This window comes from Vagococcus bubulae (assembly GCF_003950315.1).
Classification (GTDB): Bacteria; Bacillota; Bacilli; order Lactobacillales; family Vagococcaceae; genus Vagococcus; species Vagococcus bubulae.
The window spans coordinates 85,036-108,269 of record NZ_NGJT01000004.1; the positions used below are offsets into that span (position 1 = coordinate 85,036).

The window sequence follows — 23,234 nt, forward strand, 5'->3', positions numbered from 1 at the left end:
AAGTTTGAGTATCAGACTTGTATTATTTACTAAGACTTGTTATTATATGCGTGTAAGGGTTGGACAAAATAAAGGATATTTTGAATCAACCCTATCAAAATACAATACGTGGGTCAAAAAAAGTCTATGTTGGACTAGAAATGTCCCTAGGGTTGAGGAGTATCATCTATGAGCAATGATTTTGATATTATTGAACAGATTGCTCCTGACATGATTCAAGTGATTGAACAACGATTTCGTATCATGCGAAATATTTATTGGAATCAACCAGTTGGGCGTAGAAAGTTATCTGAAAAGGTTAATTTAACTGAACGAATACTTCGAAGCGAAACGGAAGTATTAAAACAATTAAATTTAATTGATGTGTCTAAAATTGGGATGTCGCTTAGCGAAAAAGGATTAAGTCTTTATAGTAATTTAGAAATAGTCATGGCAGAGCAAACGGGCAATCGCGTCCTTGAAAAAAAATTAGCAAGTAAACTTGGTATTGAACGGTGTTTGATTACGCCAGGAAATAGCGATGTTGAAAGCAAAGTGTTAGAAAAATTTGGCGAGTTAATCTCTGATATACTTTCAGCACGTTTACCTGATGGTGAAAATATTATTGCCGTCATGGGTGGGACAACAATGGCAACTGTTAGTCGGTGCATGTACAAACTAGAAACACCTGAGAGACATAATATTTTTGTTCCAGCAAGAGGTGGGATTGGTGAAACCATCCAAACTCAAGCTAATTCAATAAGTGCAACTATGGCAGAACAAACTGGTGGCGAGTTTAAAGTATTGTATGTTCCAGAGCAAGTCAGTTCTGAAACGTATGAGCTATTACTTCATGAGCCAACTGTTCAACGTGTACTAGAGTTGATATCCAAATCAAATGTTGTGATTCACAGTATTGGACGAGCACTTCATATGGCGAAACGTCGTAATATGAGTGCAAATGATTTAGCCATGCTTTCCAATGAAGGAGCTGTTGCTGAGTCGTTTGGATATTTCTTTGATCAAGACGGAGAGGTCGTCTATAAAATACCTCGAATCGGTCTTCAAATGAAAGATCTTCAAAAAATACCGTATGTCATTGCTGTTGCTGGTGGTAAAACAAAAGCTCGTGCAATAGAGGCATACATCAAAAATGCTCCTAAACAAACGTGGTTAATCACAGATGAGGGAGCTGCAAAACAGATTTTAAAAGAGGAAACTCTTTAAAATAAATAAATTTTTTTCGATTTTCTAAAGGAGGAAATCTCACATGACAGTTAAAGTAGGTATTAATGGTTTTGGACGTATCGGACGCTTAGCATTCCGTCGTATTCAAGAAGTTGAAGGATTAGAAGTTGTAGCAATCAATGACTTAACAGATGCACAAATGTTAGCTCATTTATTAAAATATGATACAACTCAAGGACGTTTCAATGGTGACGTTGAAGTTCATGATGGATTTTTCAAAGTAAACGGAAAAGAAGTTAAAGTAACTGCTAACGCTAACCCAGCTGAATTACCATGGGGAGAATTAGGCGTAGACATCGTTTTAGAATGTACTGGATTCTTTACATCTAAAGAAAAAGCAGAATTACATTTACAAGCTGGTGCTAAACGTGTTGTTATCTCTGCTCCTGGTGGAAATGACGTTCCAACAATCGTTTATAACACTAATCATGAAATCTTAACTGGTAAAGAAACAGTTATTTCTGGCGCTTCATGTACAACAAACTGTCTTGCTCCAATGGCAGACGCTTTAAACAAAAACTTTGGTATTGTTGAAGGATTAATGACAACAATTCACGCATACACTGGTGACCAAATGACATTAGATGGACCACATCCAAAAGGTGATTTCCGTCGTGCTCGTGCAGCTGCTGAAAACATTGTACCTAATACAACTGGTGCTGCTAAAGCAATTGGTTTAGTTATTCCAGAATTAAATGGAAAATTAGACGGAGCTGCTCAACGTGTTCCTGTTGCAACTGGTTCTTTAACTGAATTAGTAACAGTTTTAGACAAACAAGTTACTGTTGAAGAAGTTAACGAAGCAATGGAAAAAGCTGCTAACGAATCTTACGGTTACACAATCGACCCAATCGTATCTTCTGATATCGTGGGTATGACTTACGGATCTTTATTCGATGCAACTCAAACTAAAGTAATGACAGTTGGCGACAAACAATTAGTTAAAACTGTTTCTTGGTATGATAACGAAATGTCATACACAGCTCAATTAGTTCGTACTTTACAATACTTTGCATCATTAGCTTAATTTTAATACACCCTATCAAGATTATGGAAGCGGGGAAGCTATCGCGCTTTCTCGCTTTTTTTGTTAATTCATAAGGAGGCGTCAACAAGCATGGCAAAAAGAACAGTTGAAGATTTAGAATTAAATGGTAAAAAAGTCTTAATACGTGTTGATTTTAATGTTCCTATTAAAGATGGAAAAATTACAAATGATAACCGTATTGTTGCTGCTTTACCAACAATTAATTATGTTATCGAACATGGTGGAAAAGCAATTCTTTTCTCTCATTTAGGTCGTGTAAAAACTGAAGAGGACAAAGAAGGCAAATCATTACAACCAGTTGCTGCTCGCCTATCAGAATTACTAGACAAACCAGTTTCTTTCGTTCCCCAAACACGTGGAGCTGAACTTGAAAAAGCTATCAGTGAAATGAAAGATGGAGATGTGTTAGTTGTTGAAAACACTCGTTTTGAAGATATTGATGGTAAAAAAGAAAGCAAAAATGATCCAGAATTAGGTAAATACTGGGCTTCTTTAGGGGATGTCTTTGTAAATGACGCATTTGGTACTGCTCATAGAGCACATGCTTCAAATGTTGGCATTGCATCAAACTTACCTTCAGCTGCAGGTTACTTAATGGAAAAAGAAATCAAATTTATCGGTGGTGCTGTTGATGAGCCTAAACGTCCATTTGTGGCAATTTTAGGTGGAGCAAAAGTATCTGATAAAATTGGTGTTATTGAAAACTTAATTGATAAAGCAGATAAAATTCTTATTGGTGGTGGAATGACTTATACATTCTACAAAGCTCAAGGGAAAAATATCGGTAAATCAATTTGTGAACCAGATAAAGTTGATTTAGCTAAAGAATTACTTGAAAAAGCAGCTGGAAAAATTATCTTACCAGTGGATACTGTTTGTGCACCTGACTTTGATAATGATGCACCAACTGAAATTCATGAAAATAATATTCCAGATAACTTAGAAGGATTAGATATTGGTCCAAAAACAATTGAATTGTTCACTAAAGAATTACAAGGTGCTAAAACAGTTGTATGGAATGGTCCAATGGGAGTCTTTGAATTACCTACATTTGCTAAAGGAACAATTGGTGTATGTGAAGCTATTGCAAACTTAAAAGATGCTACTACAATTATTGGTGGTGGAGATTCAGCAGCTGCTGCAATCCAATTAGGTTTTGCTGATAAATTTACACATATTTCAACAGGTGGTGGCGCATCACTTGAATACCTTGAAGGTAAAAAATTACCAGGTGTAGAATCTATTTCAGATAAATAAGACTAATAAGGAGTCGAGAACATGCGTAAACCGATTATTGCAGGAAACTGGAAAATGAATAAAACTGTCTCAGAAGCTCGTGACTTTGCTGAAGCAGTAAAAAATAAAATCCCTAGTAACGATGTAGTGGATTCAGTGATTGGCGCACCAACTTTATTCTTAACAGATTTAGTTGAGATTGCTACAGGAACTGATTTAAAAATCGCTGCACAAAACTGTTACTTTGAAGACAATGGAGCATTCACTGGTGAAACGTCTCCAGCTGCTCTTGAAGATTTAGGTGTTGACTATGTGATTATTGGTCACTCTGAACGTCGTGAGTATTTCCACGAAACAGATGAAGACATCAATAAAAAAGCAAAAGCAATCATCGCTCACAACATGACACCAATCGTTTGTTGTGGTGAATCTTTAGAAACTTATGAAGCAGGAAAAACTGCTGAATGGATTAAAGGACAAATTACAGCAGCATTAGAAGGGTTAACAGCTGACCAAGTATCAAACTTAGTTATTGCTTATGAACCAATCTGGGCTATTGGAACTGGTAAATCTGCTGACGCAACAATCGCTGATGATATCTGTGGTGTTGTTCGTCAAACAGTGGCAGATCTTTATTCAGATGACGTAGCTGGAAAAGTTCGTATTCAATATGGTGGATCAGTTAAACCTGAAAATATCGCTGAATACATGGCTAAAGAAAATGTTGACGGAGCACTTGTAGGTGGCGCAAGCTTACAACCTGATTCATTCTTAGCATTATTGGAGGCATTAAACTAATATGGAAAAAGCACCAGTAGCAATTATTATATTAGATGGTTATGGTAAACGTGATGAAGTTACAGGTAATGCTGTTGCACAAGCGAACACACCTAACTTTGATCGTTATTGGAATAACTATCCTCACAACACACTAAAAGCATCTGGCTTAGATGTAGGATTACCTGATGGTCAAATGGGAAACTCTGAAGTTGGACACACTAATATTGGTGCGGGCCGTATAGTTTATCAAAGTTTAACTCGTATCGACAAAGCAATCGAAGACAAAGAGTTTCAAACAAATGTTGCCCTAAATAATGGGATTCAACATGCGTTAGACAATGATTCTGCGCTTCATTTATTTGGTCTATTATCTGATGGTGGGGTTCATAGTCATCAAAACCATTTATACGCTCTTTTAAAAATGGCAAAAGACAGTGGCGTAAAAGAAACTTACGTCCATGCTTTCTTAGATGGTCGTGACGTGGCACCAACTTCAGCTTATGGCTATATGGAAGAATTGCTTAACGAAATGAAAAAATTAGATTACGGAAAAGTTGCGACAGTTTCTGGACGTTTCTATGCAATGGATAGAGACAAACGTTGGGAACGTGTAGCAAAAGCTTATGAAGCGATTGTTGATGGCATTGGCGTGAAAGCGACTGATCCATTACAAGCTATCCAAGAATCTTATGACAATAAAGTAAATGATGAGTTCTTAGTGCCAGTTGTGATTGAAGAAAACGGCAAACCAGTCGGACAAGTAAAAGATAATGACTCTGTTATCTTCTTTAACTTTAGACCAGACCGTGCGATTCAATTATCAAATGCTTTCACTGACAAAGAGTGGGAACACTTTGAACGTAAAAATCATCCTGAAAATGTTAAATTTGTGACAATGACTTTATTTAATCCAAGCATTGTAGCAGAAGTAGCATTTCCACCAATTGAAATGAAAAATGTGATAGGGGAAGTTTTATCAGATGCAGGCTTAAAACAATTAAGAATTGCTGAAACTGAAAAATACCCTCACGTAACATTCTTCATGAATGGTGGACGTAACGAAGAATTCCCTGGTGAAAGTCGTATTTTAATCAACTCACCTAAAGTTGAAACATATGACTTGAAACCTGAAATGAGTGCTTATGAAGTCACTGATGCTTTATTAGCTGATATTAAAGCTGACAAACATGATGCAATTATCTTGAACTTTGCTAATCCAGATATGGTAGGACATTCTGGTATTTTAGAAGCAGCAATTAAAGCGATTGAAGCCGTGGATGAATGTTTAGGTAAAGTAGTAGATGCTATCATTGCTAAAGGTGGCGCAGCAATTATTTTTGCTGACCATGGTAACTCAGAAACAATGACAACACCAGAAGGTAATCCACATACTGCTCATACAACTGTTCCAGTTCCTGTCATTGTGACAAAAGCTGGCGCAACTCTTAGAGATGGTGGTCGTTTAGCAGACGTGGCTCCGACAATGTTAGACTTATTAGGTATTAAAAAACCTGAAGAGATGACAGGTGAGTCATTAATTAAATAATTCACGTGCTTTTCTTTGAAAGTAATCGTGAAAATGGTACAATGTTTATGGAAGATTCCTTCCGTAGCTATAAAAACAATATTCCTAAAGGAGAGAAATGTTAATGTCAATTATTACAGATATTTATGCTCGCGAAGTCTTAGATTCACGTGGTAACCCAACTATTGAAGTAGAAGTTTACACAGAAAGTGGTGCTTTTGGTCGCGGTATGGTGCCTTCTGGAGCATCAACTGGTGAACACGAAGCTGTTGAATTACGTGATGGAGATAAATCTCGTTATTTAGGTAAAGGTGTTTTAAAAGCTGTTGATAACGTAAATAACATCATCGCAGAAGAATTAATTGGATATGACGTAAGAGACCAAATGGCTATTGACCGTCGTATGATCGAATTAGATGGAACTCCAAACAAAGGTAAATTAGGAGCTAACGCTATTTTAGGTGTGTCAATTGCATGTGCTCGCGCTGCAGCTGATTACTTAGAAGTACCTTTATACCATTACTTAGGAGGATTTAATACTAAAGTATTACCTACTCCAATGATGAACATCATCAATGGTGGTTCTCACTCTGATGCACCAATTGCTTTCCAAGAATTTATGATTGTTCCTGTAGGAGCTCCTACATTTAAAGAAGCTTTACGTTGGGGTGCTGAAGTATTCCACGCATTAGCTAAAATCTTAAAATCTCGTGGATTAGAAACTTCTGTTGGTGATGAAGGTGGATTTGCACCTCGTTTTGAAGGAACTGAAGACGGTGTTGAAACAATCTTAGAAGCAATTAAAGCTGCTGGATTTGTACCAGGAAAAGACATCATGATTGGATTTGACTGTGCATCATCAGAATTCTACGAAAATGGCGTATATGACTATACTAAATTTGAAGGCGAAGGTGCTGCAAAACGTACTGCTGCTGAACAAGTAGATTACTTAGAAGAATTAGTTAACAAATACCCAATCATCACTATTGAAGATGGTATGGATGAAAACGACTGGGATGGTTGGAAACTATTGACTGAACGCTTAGGCGAAAAAGTTCAATTAGTTGGTGACGATTTATTCGTTACAAACACTGAAATCCTTTCTCGTGGTATCGAAATGGGCGTAAGTAACTCAATCTTAATCAAAGTTAACCAAATTGGTACATTAACAGAAACATTTGATGCTATCGAAATGGCTAAAGAAGCTGGATTTACAGCTGTTGTATCTCACCGTTCTGGTGAAACTGAAGATTCAACAATTGCTGATATCGCAGTTGCAACAAACGCTGGACAAATCAAAACTGGTTCTCTTTCTCGTACTGACCGTATTGCTAAATACAACCAATTATTACGTATTGAAGACCAATTAGGCGAAGTTGCTGAATACAAAGGTTTGAAATCTTTCTACAACTTAAAAAACAAATAATTAATCTTTAAATAAAGCTTATTCTAATGGAATTAAAACTGTTCGGACGTAGAGCACCCTCTAGGAAACTGGAGGGTGTTTTTTTATAATGTCTACGATATAATATAGACGAGTAATAGTTAATGTGTTTAGTCATATATTTTATAAAAGAATCGTTATGAGAGGAAGTTAAAAATGAATGAGCTAATACCAGAGTTTATGAATGTACCATTATTAGAAAGAGAAGATAGAATTATGCCTGAAGTAATCAGGTGTTTATTATCATTAGGTGGAGAAGCAAGTAAAAAAGAAATTGTTAAAGAATTAATATTGACATCAGAGACAATACCAGAAGATTATATTGAATATACACGAGTATCTAAGCAATCAGGTAAAAGTTATAAGCCGTTTAACTTTCAGTTTAATTTTGCTGTCAAAAATTTAGAATATGCTGGTTATGTAACGATACCTAAACGAGGAATAATTAAACTAACCGACAAAGGACAGTCGACAAATTTAGAATCGTTCAACAGCGATGAGATGGTAAGACAATTATCAGAGCCTGTTTTTGAAGCTAATCGGAAGAAAAAATTAGAGGTCAATAATTTACAAAATGAATATGAAAACGAAGCAGGAAAAAATGAAGAAATTGAGTTTGATAATAGTCCAGTTGATACTTGGAGAGATGTATTGATAGAAGCGTTAAAAGTTATGTCTCCTAAAAAATTTGAACTGTTTTGTCGAAGACTAGTTAAACAAATGGGTGTTGAAATAGATACTAAGATTGGTGTTCAGTTTGTGGCAGATGGAGGACTAGATGGATTTGGTTATATTACCTCTGACGAATTTAGAACAACTCGAGTGGCGATTCAAGCTAAAAGATGGGAAGGAAGTGTCTCTTCTCCAGAAATAGATAAATTTAGAGGGTCTATGGATAAGCATAACGCAGAGTTTGGTGTGTTTATTACAACATCTTCTTTTACTAAAAATGCTATTGAAGCTTCAAGAATTGGTACAAGAGTGATTACACTGATTGATGGAGATACCATATGTGATTTAGTGGCAAAATACGAATTAGAAGTCACACCAGTTATGACATATGAATTGAATGATTTTTATTTAACCGAGGAATAAGTATTTCTTACACAAATGATGAAACATAATAGACAAAAAGCGTCTCGAGAATTGAGATGCTTTTTGTCTATTATGTTTTATAAGAGTATTATTTCCTCTTACTTGTATTAACAATCAATAACAAAATAATGAACACTTTTGTTATTAATTGAATAATATGATTTGTCTTTATGTTATACTTTTCATAGAATTATTTAGTTTGGAGGAAAATATGATAAACAATAAAGAAGAATTAAATCGTTTGTTGGAAGAATTAAGTCAAAAAAATAATCAGGATAAAAAGTATATCATTCAACTTGAGTTAGCTAATACAACAGATGAAACAATAAAATCAGTATTGCAAGAAATGCTTGTGGATTTAGAAAAGGCAGAAAAAAAGAAGAAAATCCGATTATCAATTGTTGGGGTTTTGATAATTGTTATGGCTGGATTAGTATTTGGTATCAAAAAAAATGAAACTAAAAGAACAATGCCATCATCTAATGTAACAGCTATACAAACATCTCAAAGTACATCAGAAGTAGGTTCAACAGAAATAGAAACAACAACAGAATCGAGTATGATTGACGAAAAGAATTTAACAACGTATCAGATGAAACGGTGGGTAGGTGCTGTATGGGAAAAACGTTTTGAAAATTTTCCTGACTTACAAGATTATCGTTTAACCATATGTAGTGATGAAAAGGATCGACTAGTATACATTGATGTGTTGCCACCAGAAGATAAGCAAGTGGATAAGTACTGCGTGTTTAGGATTAACGAAAATGGACAACTAGAAATATCTGGTTATTATTTAGGAAAAGGTGATGTCACTGGTTGGGAAGTGATATCAGATAAATACATGGATACAACTAATGTTGAAGTAAAACCCAAAATATCTAAGCAAACTCAACAAATAACAACTAGTGAAGCAGAGACTTGGGTGAAAGATTACCTTTCTTCATCAGCCACTGAGCCAATAAATTTTGAAGACATTGGCCTTCAGTCAGAAACGGATAATGAAGGAATGATTCGAGTATCTCTTTATACATGGAATCCAGCTCATACATTCAGAACGCTATCGTCTGTTTTCCGTGTGACGAAAGATGGTAAGTTACAACAAGGCTCACCGTACTCGGAAGATGAATGGCGTGTGGTGAGTGATGAATTTATAAAATAATGTCATAGCAATTATACAAGTTAATGTTTAGAGGAGAAGTAAATGAAAAAGAAAGCTAACTATATCATTTTATTCAGTTTAATTGTTTTCTTATCAGGCTGTGGTAATCACATCGGTCAAAAAATGGAAGAAATGAAAAAAGAGAAGACTAGTCAAACAGATATCAAACCAAAAGTGACGAAACATGAAAAAAAGACGGGGAAGATTATTAACCAACCGATTGAAAATTATTCTGGGAATACTTTAACAATGCTAGACTGGGTTGTGATGCCGCAAAAAATGGAATCAAATGAAGAAGATAAAGCCAATTTTGTCTTTTATTATACTATTGATAAAACTGTCTCAGAGAAATTAAATCCCCCTAGTGAGTTTTTTAGTGTGTTTAGAATTTTTTAGGACGGAAAAGAGCTTCCTGTTGCAAATTATTCGTCACAGAACTCAGTACATGATGCTTTTTCAACAAAAACGGATAGTCCCTTTGATAATTCAGGCTTGAAAAAATTTATGCTAAGCAAGGAATTTACCTTTCTAATGATCAGTCGTCTGTTACGGTAAAGTCAAAAATAACGAATTTGGAATATGAACAAACCTTTAATATTAAAGAAAGTGATCATTTATTTAAAGTTGAAGAAGCTATTGATGACAAACCAACCGAGTCTGAAATTTTAGATATTTATGCCAGTCAAGAAGTTGGAAATATAAACCGTTCAATGTTGTCTGTCAAACAAAAAAATGAAGATGGTTCGGTAGATATTAGTATTGATACGGCGAATGGATACGTTCACTCATATTTTGAAGGAGATTATTTAATATTTGAAATGAAATCATTTGAAAATATTGAGTTACATTTACAAACAAAGTATAACTATAAAAATGGAATAGTTGAAAAGAATGAGTAAAATAGAATGATGATAGAATATATTTATCATATTAATAGTCAAAGATTTTATGTTAATGATAAAATCTTTGGCTATTTTTATATTAATTAAACAAATAACCTATTTTAGATTTAAAATATACTTTAAAATCATTTGGAGTGCATTTTTAAACAAAAATACACAATAAGTGTTATAATATATTTATTAGTTAAACATTTAATGGGTTTTGTTTTTTATTTTTATGAAAAAAGACTAAAAAAAGTTTAAGTCATCATAATTATCTATCTAATTGATCTAGTATACTAAGTGCGCTTTTTTCGTTTAAGAACATATGAGTAAAGAAGTTTCCTCTTAATGCCCCAATTAGAGCACCAGTTTTAAATTTATTATTGTTAACACATATTCTTTTTGGAATTTGAAAAATTTGTTCAAGTGACAAACCAAATGTTTTATCGTTTTCTAAATTTAAAAAATGTCCATATTGATCAAAAGGTCTACCGTAAGCAAAACCACATGTTTGATTAAAAGAATCACCAAAAAGTAGGTGCTTGTTTTGATTCCATGAATCAACGCTTGTGATGGAAGCAGGTGTTGCAACAGCTGTTAGAATAATATCTGATTTTTCAGCAGTGATTAATGTTTTTTGTAACAATGGTTCTAGTGCAAGAAGCTCTCTTGCTTGATTGTTAATAATATAAAGAGGGGCGGTGAGTGTTAGATAATTTGCTTCAAATTTTGCAGCAGCTTTTTGAACCAATCTCGTAGATCCTGCTAAAGAATGATATTTCCCTATTTCACCTACAAATTGTGTGAAAACTAAATTTTCGGTAATGGCAGGTTTAAATTGTTCGATAATTTGATAAATAGAATCCCCCCAAGATAACGAGACAACATTTGATTGGATAATATAGTCCTCAATAATTTCAGCAGAAAATTTCCAAAAATAATAATTTGAGTTTGTTAGATCTTCGTTTTCTTTTAGGATGAAAAAGGACGTGTTAAACATAGAACCCAATAATCTCTCTAGTTCATAATTTCGTTCATAAGGTGCCTGGATGTTAATCGTGATAATGCCTTGTTCTTTGGCATCGTTTAAATGTTTTAATATTTTGTAGCGGCTTAATTCATATTTTTCCGTGAGAGTTGTGATGGGGATGTCCTCAATATAATAATCTTTGGCTAAATTAATCATTAACTGATTGATGTCATTTTTTTCCATAGTAATGCTCCTTGATTTGTTATTTCTTTTATTATAGCAAAATCCTCATGTATATTCTTTATAAAAATGAAAATAAGTCATTAATTTTTTGAAAATATTAAAAAATACATACCTATAATTTTAAATATTTAAAAAATAACAATAATTATTTACAAAATTTAAAATAAAATGTATAATGTGTTTATAAAAATACAAAAAGGAGCTGAGAATTTTGAATAATGAAATTCTAGAACTACATCATGAACATATCGGCGTTTTAAGTATCCAATCAGAATTACCTGTAAAAAATGGGATTGATTTAGCAAAAGCTTATACACCAGGTGTTGCTGAATTAAGTAAACTAATCGAAAAACACAATGAACTGGCTAGAGAGTACACGATTAGTGGAAAATTAGTTGCGGTGATTTCAGATGGTTCTGCAGTATTAGGTCTAGGAAATGTTGGCCCACAAGCTGGATTACCTATTGTTGAGGGCAAGTCACTTTTATATAAAACATTTGCCAACGTTGATGCTATTCCAATGGCTGTTGATCAAGTAGAAATCGATGAGTTTGTGAAAACGATTAAAAATATGTCGCATAGTTTTGCTGGAATACATTTAGAAGATATTCAAGCTCCTAGATGTTTTGAAATAGAAGACAAGTTAAAAGAGTTGTTAGATATACCTGTTTATCATGACGATCAAGAAGGAACCGCTATTGTTGTACTAGCAGGACTTATCAACGCAGCAAAAGTAAGCAACCGCAAATTATCAGATTTAAAGATTGTGTTAAATGGTGTTGGGGCTTCAGGTGTTGCCACAGCAAAATTACTTGCAGCAGCAGGGATTACTAATGTGACGTTAGTAGACAAAGAGGGGGTATTAACCAAATCATCGGATCAATTAAATCCTTATCAGGAGCAATTATTATCATTATTTACTAAAAGAGAAGCTGGAGATTTGGCTGAGGCTGTTGTAGGTCAAGATGTATTTATTGGATTATCAACAGGCAAGGTTTTAACAGAAGAGATGATTCGGACAATGAATGACAATCCAATTATTTTTGCCCTAGCTAATCCTGTCCCTGAAGTGACGCCTGAAGAGGCTAAAAAGGGTGGAGCGAAACTAATTGCGACTGGTAGCTCGGACCATCCTAATCAAGTGAATAATGTTTTAGCATTTCCCGGATTATTTGCAGGGCTTCTAGAAGCAAAGGCAAAATCTGTTGATGAGACTTTACAATTACATGTAGCTAAAACATTAGCTGATTTAGTAGAAAATCCAACAGAAGATTATTTTATTCCAAATGTATTCGAAACTAGAATTGTTCCAGCTGTCAAAAAATCTGTCGTTGAGTTTTTTAATTAAAAGAGAAGAGGAATAACAATGGAAGAAAAAAAACAACAAACTTTTTTTGAAAAAGTATCAAAAATAAAAGTAGGCTTTATTCCGCTACCTATTTATCTTATCTTAGTTGTCGTTTATTTATTACTAACAGTCAATAAAATTATGCCAAATGACATGATGGGTGCCATTGGTATTATGACACTATTTTCTTTTATTTTAGAAGAAGTAGGAAAACATATCCCTGTGTTAAATTCATTGGGAGGGAAAGTATTAGTTGTAACGTTTTTGCCATCATTTCTAGTTTATAAATCTTGGCTACCTGAATCTTCTGTTGAAACAGTGACAGCATTCATGAAAAATAATAACTTTTTATCTTTCTTTATTGCCTTGCTGATTGTCGGTAGTATTTGTTCAATGAATCGTAAAACATTATTAAAAGCAAGTTCACGTATTATTTTGATTTTAGTGATTTGTGATATTGTCGGAGCCTTAGTTGGAACTGGTGTTGGGATGTTACTAGGTTTATCAGCATTTGAAGCATTCTTCTTTGTAGTAGCACCGATCATGGCTGGAGGTGTTGGAGAAGGGGCATTGCCTCTATCAATAGGCTATGCCGGTCTTATTGCGACTCAACAAGCGGATATTTTTGCTTCGATTTTACCATGTGTCATGTTAGGTAGTTTAGTAGCAGTTATCTTTGCTGGACTATTAAAAAAACTTGGTGAAAAACGTCCAGAGCTAACTGGTAATGGACAATTAATTGATGGAGATGACGAGCACCTAGATAATTTAAAAGGTGGAAAAGTAGATGTTGATATTGAAAAAATGTTAGTAACAGGTGTATTGGCAATTACATTGTATCTTTTAGGTGTGTGGGTGAACGATATGATTCATTTGCCAGCACCAATTGTTTTATTAGTCGCTGTTATGGGTGCTAAAATGTTAGGTTGGATTCCAAAAGATATTGAAAATGGTGGTCATTCACTTTATTCTTTAACTGTTAAAGGCATTACTCCTCCACTTCTTTTTGGTGTTGGGGTTGCGATGACACCTTGGGGATCTTTGGTTAAAGTCTTTACACATGTTCCTATGTTAATTACTATCTTTGCAACAGTATTAGCCATTGTGTTAACTGCTTATTTTGTTGGAAAAGCATTAGGTATGTATCCTGTTGATACAGCCATTGCGGTTTCTTGTTGTAGTGGACAAGGTGGTACAGGAGCATTAGCTATTTTAGCTGCTGGAGATCGTATGGAACTCATGCCATTTGCACAAGTTTCAGTCCGTTTAGGTGGTGCGATGATGGTGACAGCTGCTATATTTTTAATGAGTTTATTTGTTTAGATAGTTAGAGGAAGGGGGAATAATCATGGGTGATGAATTAAATATTAGTACACTGTTTTTAAAAGATAAACAAACGCGGCATCAGTGGGAAAGTCTTTTGCATCACCATGGTATTCTTTCAGTTACAGATAAAGATATCTTAATGCTTGATCAAACATTTGGTATTTATGATAATCAACAACTAGTTGCGACTATTTCAACTGCTTCAAACGTATTGAAATATTTAGTCATTGAGGAAGAGTATCGTGAAAATGGGAGATTGTTTAATCTGCTCGTTTCTCATGCTATCAATGTATTAGCTAGTCAAGAAATTTTTCATGTACTAGTCTTTACCAAATTAGACTATGCAAAATCTTTTCAATATTTAGGGTTTTTCAACATCATGACCACTGAGTATGGTGTATTCCTAGAAAAAGGCGATCAGTCGATTGACACGTTTCTATCACAATTGCCATTAGTGATAGGTGATTATACGATTTCTGCAATCGTGATGAATGCTAATCCATTCACTAAGGGACATCTTTATCTGATAGAAGAAGCATTGAAAAAAAGTGACTATGTTTATGTGTTTGTTGTGAGTGCAAATCAATCACTCTTTACGTCAGAAGAGAGATATCAGTTAGTGTGTCAAGGAGTTGAAAATTTAGAACGTGTTATTGTGTGTCAAGGTGGAGAATACATGGTCAGTTTAGCTACCTTTCCTTCTTACTTTTTAAAAAATAAAGAAGACATTATTTCTCACCAAACACAGTTAGATGCCTTATTATTTAAAGAGTACATCGCGAAAACCTTACATATTACCAAACGCTTGTTAGGTGAAGAACCATTATCTGAAACAACGAAGCATTATAATGAAGCCTTATTAACTTATTTACCACCAGAAATAGAAGTAGAGATTATCCCAAGAAAAACGATGAATAATCATCAAGTTATTTCGGCAACAAAAGTCAGGGAATGCATTCAAATTGGAGATTTAAAGAGGATAAAACAATTGGTTCCTACGACGACTTATGATTTTATTGTGGAACATTTAGATGAATTGCAGGAACGATTGGATAATAATTAAAGAAAAGGAAGAGAATTATGGACATAAAAAAAACAGCCATCGCAGGAACACTTGAATCCAGTGACATTCAAATCATGGTATCAACTGGTGAAAATGGCATTCAACTAGAATTAGAAAGCCAAGTCATTGAACAATTTGGAAAACAAATCAAAAAAGTTATTTTAGAAACGTTTGAAAAGTATGGTATTAAAAATGCGACCGTGAAAGCAGTTGATAAAGGGGCATTAGATTGTACCATTAAAGCACGTACAGAAGCAGCCATTCAACGTGCGATTGAAAAAGATCATGATCTAAATTGGGAGGCGTTAATCTAATGGAACGATTAAGAAGAACAATGATGTTTGTGCCAGGAAATAATCCTAGCATGATTAAAGATGCGGGTATTTACGGAGCAGATTCTATTATGTTTGATTTAGAAGATGCTGTGTCCATGACAGAAAAAGATGTCGCAAGGTTGCTTGTATTTGAAGCGTTACAAACAGTCGATTATGGTGACACTGAATTAGTGGTGCGTATTAATGATTTGCACTCAGAATTTGGTCGAGCTGATATTTTTGCTGTGGTGAAAGCTGGAGTAGATGTTATTCGACTTCCTAAAACAGAAACAGTAGAAGACATTGTTGAAGTCGAAAAAGTGATTGAAGAGGCAGAAAACTTTTTTGGCATTCCAGTAGGTACAACAAAAATGATGGCTGCAATTGAAGGAGCTAAAGGGGTATTAAATGCACCTGCTATTGCTGTTGCAAGCAATCGTTTAATTGGTATTGCAATCGGAGCAGAAGATTATGTGACAAATATGAAAACCAGACGTTATCCAGATGGAAAAGAATTATTCTTTGCTCGTAGTATGATTTTACATGCAGCAAGAGCAGCTGGTATCGCCGCATTTGATACAGTATACTCTGATGTTAATAATGAAGAGGGATTATTAGATGAAGTGAAATTAATTCATCAATTAGGATTTGATGGTAAATCTGTCATTAACCCAAGACAAATTCCTATTGTTAATAGCGTATATCGACCAACTGAAAAAGAAATCAAACATGCTAAAGATGTCGTTTATGCGATTGAAGAAGCGAAGAAAAAAGGATCAGGTGTTATCTCATTAAATGGTAAGATGATTGATAAACCGATTGTTGAACGTGCTGAACGTGTGATTATGTTGGCAAAAGCATCAGGACTTTTGGATGAAGGAGAGTTTTAAATGAAAAACAAAGTGAATCGTGACATACCAGATGAATTTTTAACAGAGTATTCTGTTTTTGAAACAACCGTAATTGATCATCAAAAAATTGATTATAAAGCCCCAACTGTCAAAGTGGTTTCTCAAAAAGATACAAAATTGGTTCATAGTATTAAAGACGTCATTGAAAAAGTTGGATTAGAAAATGGCATGACGATTTCATTCCATCATCATTTCAGAGAAGGGGATTATGTCTTTAATCAAGTGATGTCTGTCATTAAAGAGATGAGATTTAAAGACTTAACGTTAGCACCTAGCTCTTTAACAAACGTGATGAATGATATGGTTGTTGAGTGTATAAAAGAGGGTGTGATTACGCATATCACCTCTAGTGGAATGCGTGGCTCATTGGGAGAGTTTATTTCTCATGGCGGACTGGATAATCCTGTTATTTTAAGATCACATGGTGGTCGGGCAAGAGCAGTCGAACAAGGTGAGATTAAAATTGATGTGGCCTTTTTAGGAGTACCAAACGCAGATGAATATGGTAACGCGAATGCTATTCACGGAAAAGCAGTTTTTGGTTCTTTAGGATATGCGATGGTGGATGCAAAATATGCTGATAATGTCGTCTTAATTACTGATACCGTGGTACCATACCCATGCACCCCAATTAGTATTCCACAAACACAAGTTGATTATGTTGTGAAAGTGGATGAAATTGGGAATCCTGAAAAAATTGGAGCTGGCGCAACTCGTTTTACAAAAGATCCGAAAGAATTAAAAATCGCACAATTAACGAATGATGTGATTACACAATCACCATATTTTAAAAATGGTTTTTCTTTCCAAACAGGTACTGGAGGAGCTGCATTAGCAGTTAGTCGGTATTTAAAAGAAAGCATGGAAAAAGAGAACGTTAAAGCCTCTTTTGCTTTAGGTGGTATCACTAAACCAACTGTTGATTTGTTAAGTGAAGGATTTATTGATAAAGTATTAGATGTACAAGATTTTGATAAAGGTGCTGCTTTAGGAATGGCAGAACATGAAAATCAACAAGAAATTGATGCCTCATTCTATGCTGATCCATTTAATAAAGGCGCTGTAGTTAATCAATTAGATATTGTCATTTTATCAGCGCTTGAAATTGATACAAAATTTAACGTGAATGTGATGACAGGTTCTGATGGTGTATTAAGAGGTGCAATTGGTGGGCATCAAGATGCCGCTAATGCTAAATTAACAATTATTACGGCACCACTTGTACGTGGCAGAATCCCAACAGTCGTAAATGATGTAACAACTGTGATTACACCAGGAGACAGTATTGATATTTTAGTGACTGAAATAGGGATTGCCATTAATCCTAAACGTGAAGATTTAAAAGAAATTTTTGCTCAGTCAAAAGTACCAGTTTTTACAATTGAGGAATTACAAAAACGTGCTGAAACAATTGTTGGAGTGCCTGAAAAATTAGAATTTACAGACCGTGTTGTGGCACTCATTGAGTACCGAGATGGGACACTAATTGATGTTGTCAAACAAATAAAAAGATAGGTGTGAGTGTTAATGAAAAATGTATTTGAAAAAGGACATGAAATAACTTTAATGGATGCGTTAGATAATCGAGAAAATCGTGTGTCTTTACAAAAAGAATTATTAGAACGTTATCCTACAAATACATTGATTTCATTAAAAATGAACATACCTGGACCAATTAAAACAAACAATGCGATACGAAAAGTGTTCCATTCTGCAAGTGGTATTCTTCAACAGTATTTAGTGAAAAATGACGTGATACTACTTGCAGACACTAATCGTGATTTACCAACTGGGCCAGAAGGTTACTTTATAGTTGAGATGAATGATGTTGAGGCAAAAGCATTGTGTATAAAACTAGAAGATGATTTTTTGCTAAGTTCTATGGTGGATTTAGATGTTTATACCTTAACAGATGATGGGATTCAAGATATCTCTAGGCAGTCATTGAATATCCCACCTAGAAAGTGTTTCGTTTGTCAACACGAAGCAAAAGCTTGTGCTAGAAGTAAACAACACACGCTAAAAGAAATCCAACAAAAGTTAGTGACGTTGTATACTGATTATTATTTTTCTGAGATAAAACAGTCTGTTGCTCAATGCGCACAAAAAGCGTTATTGTATGAAGTAACCTGTACCCCAAAACCTGGACTGGTTGATGCAATGGATTCTGGTTCGCATGATGATATGACGATATATACATTTATAAATAGCAGTTGTGTGTTAACGCCATTCTTTGCTTCTTTTTTTGAAGAAGGATATCATTATCCTAAAGAGAAACCATTAAACGAGTTATTTGCCATGATACGTCCAATTGGAATTGAGGCAGAAAAGTCTATGAATGAGGCTACCCAGCAAGTGAACACACATAAAGGGGCAATCTTTTCTTTAGGCGTGTTAATGACAGCTTTAGGATATGCCTTTGCTCAATCGGGTTATTTTGATTTAAAACACATTCAAGACATCATAAAAGACATGTTATGTCATTTGATGGATGATTTTGATGGCGTGGGAAATAAACGTTCTGAAGACTTAACTATTGGTGAAAGATTATTTTTAGATTATGGTATTTCAGGGATTCGAGGAGCAGCAAGTAGTGGTTACTCACTAGTCTTTAATCATTCGTTGCCTTATCTAACTACCCAAACCGCTGGAAACTTTAATGAGCGAATGATTGATACGTTGTTGTATTTATTACAGTTTTCTAAAGATACAAATCTTATTAAACGAGCAGGTACTGTGGAAATATTAGATGACGCTAGAAAAAGTGCAACGGATATTTTAGCTTTCGGTGGTGTAAAATCAACTAAAGGCAATGAATTATATCTTGAGATGATACATGAATACAAAGAGAGAAATTTAAGTATTGGTGGAACGGCAGATTTATTAATTATGACGTTATGTCTTTACTTTATAGAACAATTATCATAACAAGGCTACCTATAAAATGGGTAGTTTTTTTATTTTAGGATGACATTAATTATGATTGTAAGACTTAATGTGTTTATGACACTTATTATTTTGAAAATCAAGCAGAAAAGTAGGGAATAAAATGAAAATATGGTACTATTTTATAAAAGTTACTTTTAGTAAGTAATAAAGGGAGGTACCAATTTATGAAAAAACTATTTGGATTAGTCTTTATTTTAACAACACTAACTGCTTGTTCAGATAAAGTGGTGAAAGAACAAGCGACCACTTTTGAAACGAGTACGATTGAAACAATTAGCTCTTCTACTTCTCAATCGGTTGAAGCAACAGAACAATCGTCAAGTCATGTTTTAAAGAAGTTTGAATCAGGAATGTTACTTCAAGCAGTTGGGAATAATGACGTTAATCAAGTTAAAGAAATATTATCTGATTATGATTATATAGTCGACGAGCAAAATGAGAAGGGCGAAACACCTTTAGTCATAGCGACACATAACAATCAGGTGGAAATTGCAAAATTATTAGTTGATGCAGGAGCGGATGTTAATAAACAAGATAACATTCAAGATAGTGCTTATCTGTACGCTGCTGCTCAAGGTAAGACAGAGATTTTAGCTTATATATTAGAAAATAGTACACCAAATCAAGCGATTTATAATCGTTTTGGTGGGAATGCTATTATTCCAGCAGCTGAAAAAGGGCATCTAGAAAATGTTAAATTGTTGATTAATGATGGGAAAGTAGATATTAATCATCAAAATGATTCTGGCTATACAGCTTTAATTGAAGCAGTGGCTTTAAGAGATGGATCAAAGGTCTATCAAGACATTGTGGCTGAATTGTTAAAAGCAGGAGCAGATAAAACATTAAGAGATAATTCAGGAAGAACGGCTGAAGATTATGCTAAGCAATTAGGCTATGGAAATATTCTGAAACAATTGCAACAATCATAAGTGACGTTATATTAATGAACGTGAAAGTGAGAGTAATCTTAACTTTTCACGTTTTTTTGTCTTTAGAGTTAGAAAATTTTAAAGAAATATCACTTAATCGCCCCTTTTTTTTCTTAAAGAGTTTTATTTTTCATAAACAAATGATAGAATGTATAAGATGACCTTATTATGTAAGATGTCAGTACTTCTAGGAGAATAAGGATGAGAGGGTAGGAAAGAATTCATGGCTAATTTTTTAAAGCAATTAATTGAAAATGATAAAAAAGATTTAAAACGCTTAGGACATATGGCGGATAATATTGATAAATTGGCGCCACAAATGTCAGAGTTAACAGATGATCAACTTAAAGCAAAAACAGAGGAATTTAAAGCACGTTATACAAAAGGTGAAACGTTAGATGATTTACTTTTTGAAGCATTCGCAGTTGTTAGGGAAGCGGCAAAACGTGTTTTAGGTTTGTTCCCATATAAAGTGCAAATGATGGGTGGGATTGTGTTACACGAAGGCGGTATTCCAGAAATGAAAACCGGTGAAGGTAAAACATTAACTGCCACAATGCCAGTGTATTTAAATGCCTTATCAGGTGAAGGGGTACACGTTGTAACGGTAAATGAGTACTTATCAACACGTGATGCTAGTGAGATGGGTGAGTTATATAACTTTTTAGGCCTAACAGTTGGTTTAAACATTAACTCAAAATCTTCAGATGAAAAACGTTTAGCTTATGCTTGTGATATCACTTATTCAACAAATAATGAATTAGGATTTGATTATTTAAGAGATAACATGGTTGTTTACAAAGAACAAATGGTTCAACGTCCATTAAACTTTGCGGTAGTGGATGAGGTCGATTCAATTTTAATTGATGAAGCTAGAACACCCTTGATTATTTCTGGTCAAGCTGAAAAATCAACTGCATATTACACAAGAGTGGATAATTTCATTAAAACATTAACTGAAGAAGAAGATTACAAAATTGATGTTCAATCAAAAACAATCAGTTTAACAGAACAAGGGATTACAAAAGCAGAAAAATATTTTGATGTTGAAAATCTTTACGATATTGAAAATACTTCTTTAACACATTATGTCGATCAATCTTTACGTGCCAACTATATCATGTTACGTGATATTGATTATGTGGTTCAAGAAGGTAAAGTATTAATCGTTGATCAATTTACTGGTCGTATCATGGATGGTCGTCGCTATTCAGATGGTCTTCATCAAGCAATCGAAGCCAAAGAAGGCGTAGAAATTGAAGATGAAACAAAAACAATGGCAAACATTACATTCCAGAACTATTTCCGTATGTATAAAAAATTATCTGGTATGACTGGTACAGCGAAAACAGAAGAAGAAGAGTTTAGAGAAATTTATAACATGCAAGTTATTCAAATTCCGACAAACAAACCAATTATTCGTGATGATCGTGCGGATTTATTATATCCAACACTATCAAGTAAGTTTCAAGCAGTAGTGAAAGATATTAAAGAGCGTCATGAAATTGGCCAACCAGTTTTAGTTGGTACAGTAGCTGTTGAAACGTCAGAATTATTATCTGATTTATTAAATAAAGCCAAAGTACCACATCAAATCTTGAATGCGAAAAATCACTTTAAAGAAGCCGAAATTATCATGAATGCTGGTCAAAAAGGTGCTGTAACAATCGCAACAAATATGGCCGGTCGTGGTACAGATATTCGTTTGGGTGCTGGTGTACGTGAAGTAGGCGGATTGGCTGTTATTGGGACTGAACGCCATGAATCTCGTCGTATTGATAATCAGTTACGTGGTCGTGCTGGTCGTCAAGGAGATCCAGGTATGTCACAATTCTATCTATCACTTGAAGATGATTTGATGAAGCGTTTTGGTTCTGAAAGAATTAAAGTGTTCTTAGATCGTATGAAGTTAGAAGAAGAAGATGCTGTCATTCAAAGTAAGATGTTATCTAAACAAGTAGAATCAGCTCAAAAACGTGTAGAAGGAAATAACTATGATACACGTAAGAACGTCTTGCAATATGATGACGTGATGCGTGAACAACGTGAAGTCATTTATAAACAACGTCGTGAAGTGATTATGTCAGAAGTTGATTTACAACCTGTTTTACTTGGAATGGTTGAAAGAACTGTAGATCGCTATGTTGATGGACACACTCAAGGTGAGAAAAAAGATTGGAACCTTGAAGGATTAGTAGACTTTGTTGGTTCAGCTATTACGCATGAAGATGCCATTAGCTTATCTGATTTTGAAGGTAAAACACCTGAAGAAATGAAAACATTCATTTATGACAAAGCAAAAGCTATCTATAATGAAAAAGCCGAAATTTTAAGTAGTGAAGAACAGTTATTAGAATTCCAAAAAGTAGTTATCTTAAGAGTAGTCGATACAAAATGGACAGACCATATTGATGCAATGGATCAACTAAGAGAGTCTATTGGGTTGCGTGCTTATGGGCAAAATAATCCATTGGTTGACTATCAAACTGAAGGATACGACATGTTTAATAATATGGTTGGAGCGATTGAATATGAAGTGACTCGTTTATTCATGAAATCTGAAATCAGACAAAATGTTCAACGTGAACAAGTAGCTCAAGGCGAAGCGGTCAAACCAACATTAGAACAAGGTCAAGTATCTAATGATGAGAAGAAACAACCAATTCGTGTTGACGAAAAAATTGGACGCAATGATTTATGTCCATGTGGAAGTGGCAAGAAATATAAAAATTGTCATGGTAAACCATCATAATAAATCAAGAAGCGACTTAGTCTAACTG

General features: G+C 34.4%; 20 protein-coding genes. 19 read left to right on the plus strand and 1 reads right to left on the minus strand.

Annotation, left to right across the window (positions count from 1 at the left end; translation table 11 throughout):
- Nucleotides 1-168 precede the first annotated feature (168 nt).
- The 10 genes from CBF36_RS03520 (at nucleotide 169) to CBF36_RS03565 (ending at nucleotide 10,413) form a co-directional block, all read left to right on the plus strand.
- On the plus strand, nucleotides 169-1,206 hold the full coding sequence (locus tag CBF36_RS03520) for a sugar-binding transcriptional regulator (protein ID WP_125956677.1): 1,038 nt from the start codon (nucleotides 169-171) through the stop codon (nucleotides 1,204-1,206).
- Between the two features lie 43 nt (nucleotides 1,207-1,249).
- On the plus strand, nucleotides 1,250-2,254 hold the full coding sequence (gene gap, locus CBF36_RS03525; RefSeq protein ID WP_079348009.1) for a type I glyceraldehyde-3-phosphate dehydrogenase: 1,005 nt from the start codon (nucleotides 1,250-1,252) through the stop codon (nucleotides 2,252-2,254).
- A gap of 90 nt (nucleotides 2,255-2,344) precedes the next feature.
- A complete protein-coding gene (locus CBF36_RS03530) occupies nucleotides 2,345-3,532 on the plus strand; it encodes a phosphoglycerate kinase (protein ID WP_125956679.1) in 1,188 nt (395 codons plus the stop codon).
- Between the two features lie 21 nt (nucleotides 3,533-3,553).
- Nucleotides 3,554-4,309, plus strand: coding sequence for a triose-phosphate isomerase (gene tpiA / locus CBF36_RS03535; protein WP_125956681.1), 756 nt, complete (start codon nucleotides 3,554-3,556; stop codon nucleotides 4,307-4,309).
- Nucleotide 4,310: 1 nt separating this feature from the next.
- Nucleotides 4,311-5,837 carry a 2,3-bisphosphoglycerate-independent phosphoglycerate mutase gene (gpmI, locus tag CBF36_RS03540; protein ID WP_125956683.1) on the plus strand — a complete coding sequence of 509 codons (1,527 nt, stop codon included), beginning with the start codon at nucleotides 4,311-4,313 and terminating at the stop codon, nucleotides 5,835-5,837.
- A 103-nt stretch (nucleotides 5,838-5,940) separates the two neighbouring features.
- Entirely contained in the window at nucleotides 5,941-7,242 is a 1,302-nt protein-coding gene (gene eno, locus CBF36_RS03545; protein ID WP_125956685.1) for a surface-displayed alpha-enolase, read from the plus strand.
- 174 nt (nucleotides 7,243-7,416) lie between these two features.
- Nucleotides 7,417-8,355 carry a restriction endonuclease gene (locus tag CBF36_RS03550; protein ID WP_243637966.1) on the plus strand — a complete coding sequence of 313 codons (939 nt, stop codon included), beginning with the start codon at nucleotides 7,417-7,419 and terminating at the stop codon, nucleotides 8,353-8,355.
- Nucleotides 8,356-8,566: 211 nt separating this feature from the next.
- Nucleotides 8,567-9,514 (plus strand): hypothetical protein, encoded by a 948-nt coding sequence (locus CBF36_RS03555; RefSeq protein WP_125956687.1) that lies wholly within the window; start codon nucleotides 8,567-8,569, stop codon nucleotides 9,512-9,514.
- Nucleotides 9,515-9,556: 42 nt separating this feature from the next.
- Entirely contained in the window at nucleotides 9,557-9,910 is a 354-nt protein-coding gene (locus CBF36_RS03560; RefSeq protein WP_125956688.1) for a hypothetical protein, read from the plus strand.
- Nucleotides 9,911-10,086: 176 nt separating this feature from the next.
- Nucleotides 10,087-10,413, plus strand: a complete 327-nt coding sequence (locus CBF36_RS03565) for a hypothetical protein (protein WP_125956690.1) — start codon at nucleotides 10,087-10,089, stop codon at nucleotides 10,411-10,413.
- Nucleotides 10,414-10,669: 256 nt separating this feature from the next.
- Here the strand turns inward: CBF36_RS03565 and CBF36_RS03570 are convergent, their stop codons facing one another.
- The gene (locus CBF36_RS03570; protein WP_243637967.1) at nucleotides 10,670-11,611 is read right to left on the minus strand and encodes a sugar-binding domain-containing protein; all 942 of its coding nucleotides are present in this window, start codon (nucleotides 11,609-11,611) and stop codon (nucleotides 10,670-10,672) included.
- Nucleotides 11,612-11,822: 211 nt separating this feature from the next.
- Between CBF36_RS03570 and CBF36_RS03575 the strand changes: the two genes are divergently transcribed.
- From CBF36_RS03575 to secA, 9 genes are all read left to right on the plus strand, one after another.
- On the plus strand, nucleotides 11,823-12,959 hold the full coding sequence (locus CBF36_RS03575) for an NAD(P)-dependent malic enzyme (RefSeq protein WP_125956693.1): 1,137 nt from the start codon (nucleotides 11,823-11,825) through the stop codon (nucleotides 12,957-12,959).
- Between the two features lie 18 nt (nucleotides 12,960-12,977).
- Complete coding sequence (locus CBF36_RS03580; RefSeq protein ID WP_125956695.1) at nucleotides 12,978-14,282, plus strand: 2-hydroxycarboxylate transporter family protein; 1,305 nt, start codon at nucleotides 12,978-12,980, stop codon at nucleotides 14,280-14,282.
- A gap of 25 nt (nucleotides 14,283-14,307) precedes the next feature.
- Nucleotides 14,308-15,348: a [citrate (pro-3S)-lyase] ligase gene (gene citC / locus CBF36_RS03585; protein WP_125956697.1), complete on the plus strand. Its 1,041-nt coding sequence runs from the start codon at nucleotides 14,308-14,310 to the stop codon at nucleotides 15,346-15,348.
- Between the two features lie 17 nt (nucleotides 15,349-15,365).
- A complete protein-coding gene (gene citD, locus CBF36_RS03590) occupies nucleotides 15,366-15,662 on the plus strand; it encodes a citrate lyase acyl carrier protein (RefSeq protein WP_125956699.1) in 297 nt (98 codons plus the stop codon).
- Entirely contained in the window at nucleotides 15,662-16,552 is an 891-nt protein-coding gene (gene citE, locus CBF36_RS03595) for a citrate (pro-3S)-lyase subunit beta (protein ID WP_125956701.1), read from the plus strand. Before citD ends, citE begins: the two co-directional genes overlap by 1 nt.
- Complete coding sequence (citF, locus tag CBF36_RS03600) at nucleotides 16,553-18,088, plus strand: citrate lyase subunit alpha (protein WP_125956703.1); 1,536 nt, start codon at nucleotides 16,553-16,555, stop codon at nucleotides 18,086-18,088.
- Between the two features lie 12 nt (nucleotides 18,089-18,100).
- Nucleotides 18,101-19,501: a triphosphoribosyl-dephospho-CoA synthase CitG gene (gene citG / locus CBF36_RS03605; RefSeq protein WP_125956705.1), complete on the plus strand. Its 1,401-nt coding sequence runs from the start codon at nucleotides 18,101-18,103 to the stop codon at nucleotides 19,499-19,501.
- Between the two features lie 185 nt (nucleotides 19,502-19,686).
- Nucleotides 19,687-20,454 (plus strand): ankyrin repeat domain-containing protein, encoded by a 768-nt coding sequence (locus tag CBF36_RS03610; RefSeq protein WP_125956707.1) that lies wholly within the window; start codon nucleotides 19,687-19,689, stop codon nucleotides 20,452-20,454.
- Between the two features lie 223 nt (nucleotides 20,455-20,677).
- Nucleotides 20,678-23,206 (plus strand): preprotein translocase subunit SecA, encoded by a 2,529-nt coding sequence (gene secA, locus CBF36_RS03615; RefSeq protein WP_125956709.1) that lies wholly within the window; start codon nucleotides 20,678-20,680, stop codon nucleotides 23,204-23,206.
- Nucleotides 23,207-23,234 lie beyond the last annotated feature (28 nt).

Bases quoted from the DNA above. Each gene is read 5' to 3' on its own strand.
- citF (WP_125956703.1), top strand. From the start codon at position 16,553: ATGAAAAACAAAGTGAATCGTGACATACCAGATGAATTTTTAACAGAG.
- citG (WP_125956705.1), top strand. From the start codon at position 18,101: ATGAAAAATGTATTTGAAAAAGGACATGAAATAACTTTAATGGATGCG.
- CBF36_RS03550 (WP_243637966.1), top strand. From the start codon at position 7,417: ATGAATGAGCTAATACCAGAGTTTATGAATGTACCATTATTAGAAAGA.
- gpmI (WP_125956683.1), top strand. From the start codon at position 4,311: ATGGAAAAAGCACCAGTAGCAATTATTATATTAGATGGTTATGGTAAA.
- citE (WP_125956701.1), top strand. From the start codon at position 15,662: ATGGAACGATTAAGAAGAACAATGATGTTTGTGCCAGGAAATAATCCT.
- CBF36_RS03560 (WP_125956688.1), top strand. From the start codon at position 9,557: ATGAAAAAGAAAGCTAACTATATCATTTTATTCAGTTTAATTGTTTTC.
- CBF36_RS03580 (WP_125956695.1), top strand. From the start codon at position 12,978: ATGGAAGAAAAAAAACAACAAACTTTTTTTGAAAAAGTATCAAAAATA.
- citC (WP_125956697.1), top strand. From the start codon at position 14,308: ATGGGTGATGAATTAAATATTAGTACACTGTTTTTAAAAGATAAACAA.
- secA (WP_125956709.1), top strand. From the start codon at position 20,678: ATGGCTAATTTTTTAAAGCAATTAATTGAAAATGATAAAAAAGATTTA.
- CBF36_RS03520 (WP_125956677.1), top strand. From the start codon at position 169: ATGAGCAATGATTTTGATATTATTGAACAGATTGCTCCTGACATGATT.
- gap (WP_079348009.1), top strand. From the start codon at position 1,250: ATGACAGTTAAAGTAGGTATTAATGGTTTTGGACGTATCGGACGCTTA.
- tpiA (WP_125956681.1), top strand. From the start codon at position 3,554: ATGCGTAAACCGATTATTGCAGGAAACTGGAAAATGAATAAAACTGTC.
- eno (WP_125956685.1), top strand. From the start codon at position 5,941: ATGTCAATTATTACAGATATTTATGCTCGCGAAGTCTTAGATTCACGT.
- CBF36_RS03530 (WP_125956679.1), top strand. From the start codon at position 2,345: ATGGCAAAAAGAACAGTTGAAGATTTAGAATTAAATGGTAAAAAAGTC.
- CBF36_RS03555 (WP_125956687.1), top strand. From the start codon at position 8,567: ATGATAAACAATAAAGAAGAATTAAATCGTTTGTTGGAAGAATTAAGT.
- CBF36_RS03610 (WP_125956707.1), top strand. From the start codon at position 19,687: ATGAAAAAACTATTTGGATTAGTCTTTATTTTAACAACACTAACTGCT.
- citD (WP_125956699.1), top strand. From the start codon at position 15,366: ATGGACATAAAAAAAACAGCCATCGCAGGAACACTTGAATCCAGTGAC.
- CBF36_RS03570 (WP_243637967.1), bottom strand. From the start codon at position 11,611: ATGGAAAAAAATGACATCAATCAGTTAATGATTAATTTAGCCAAAGAT.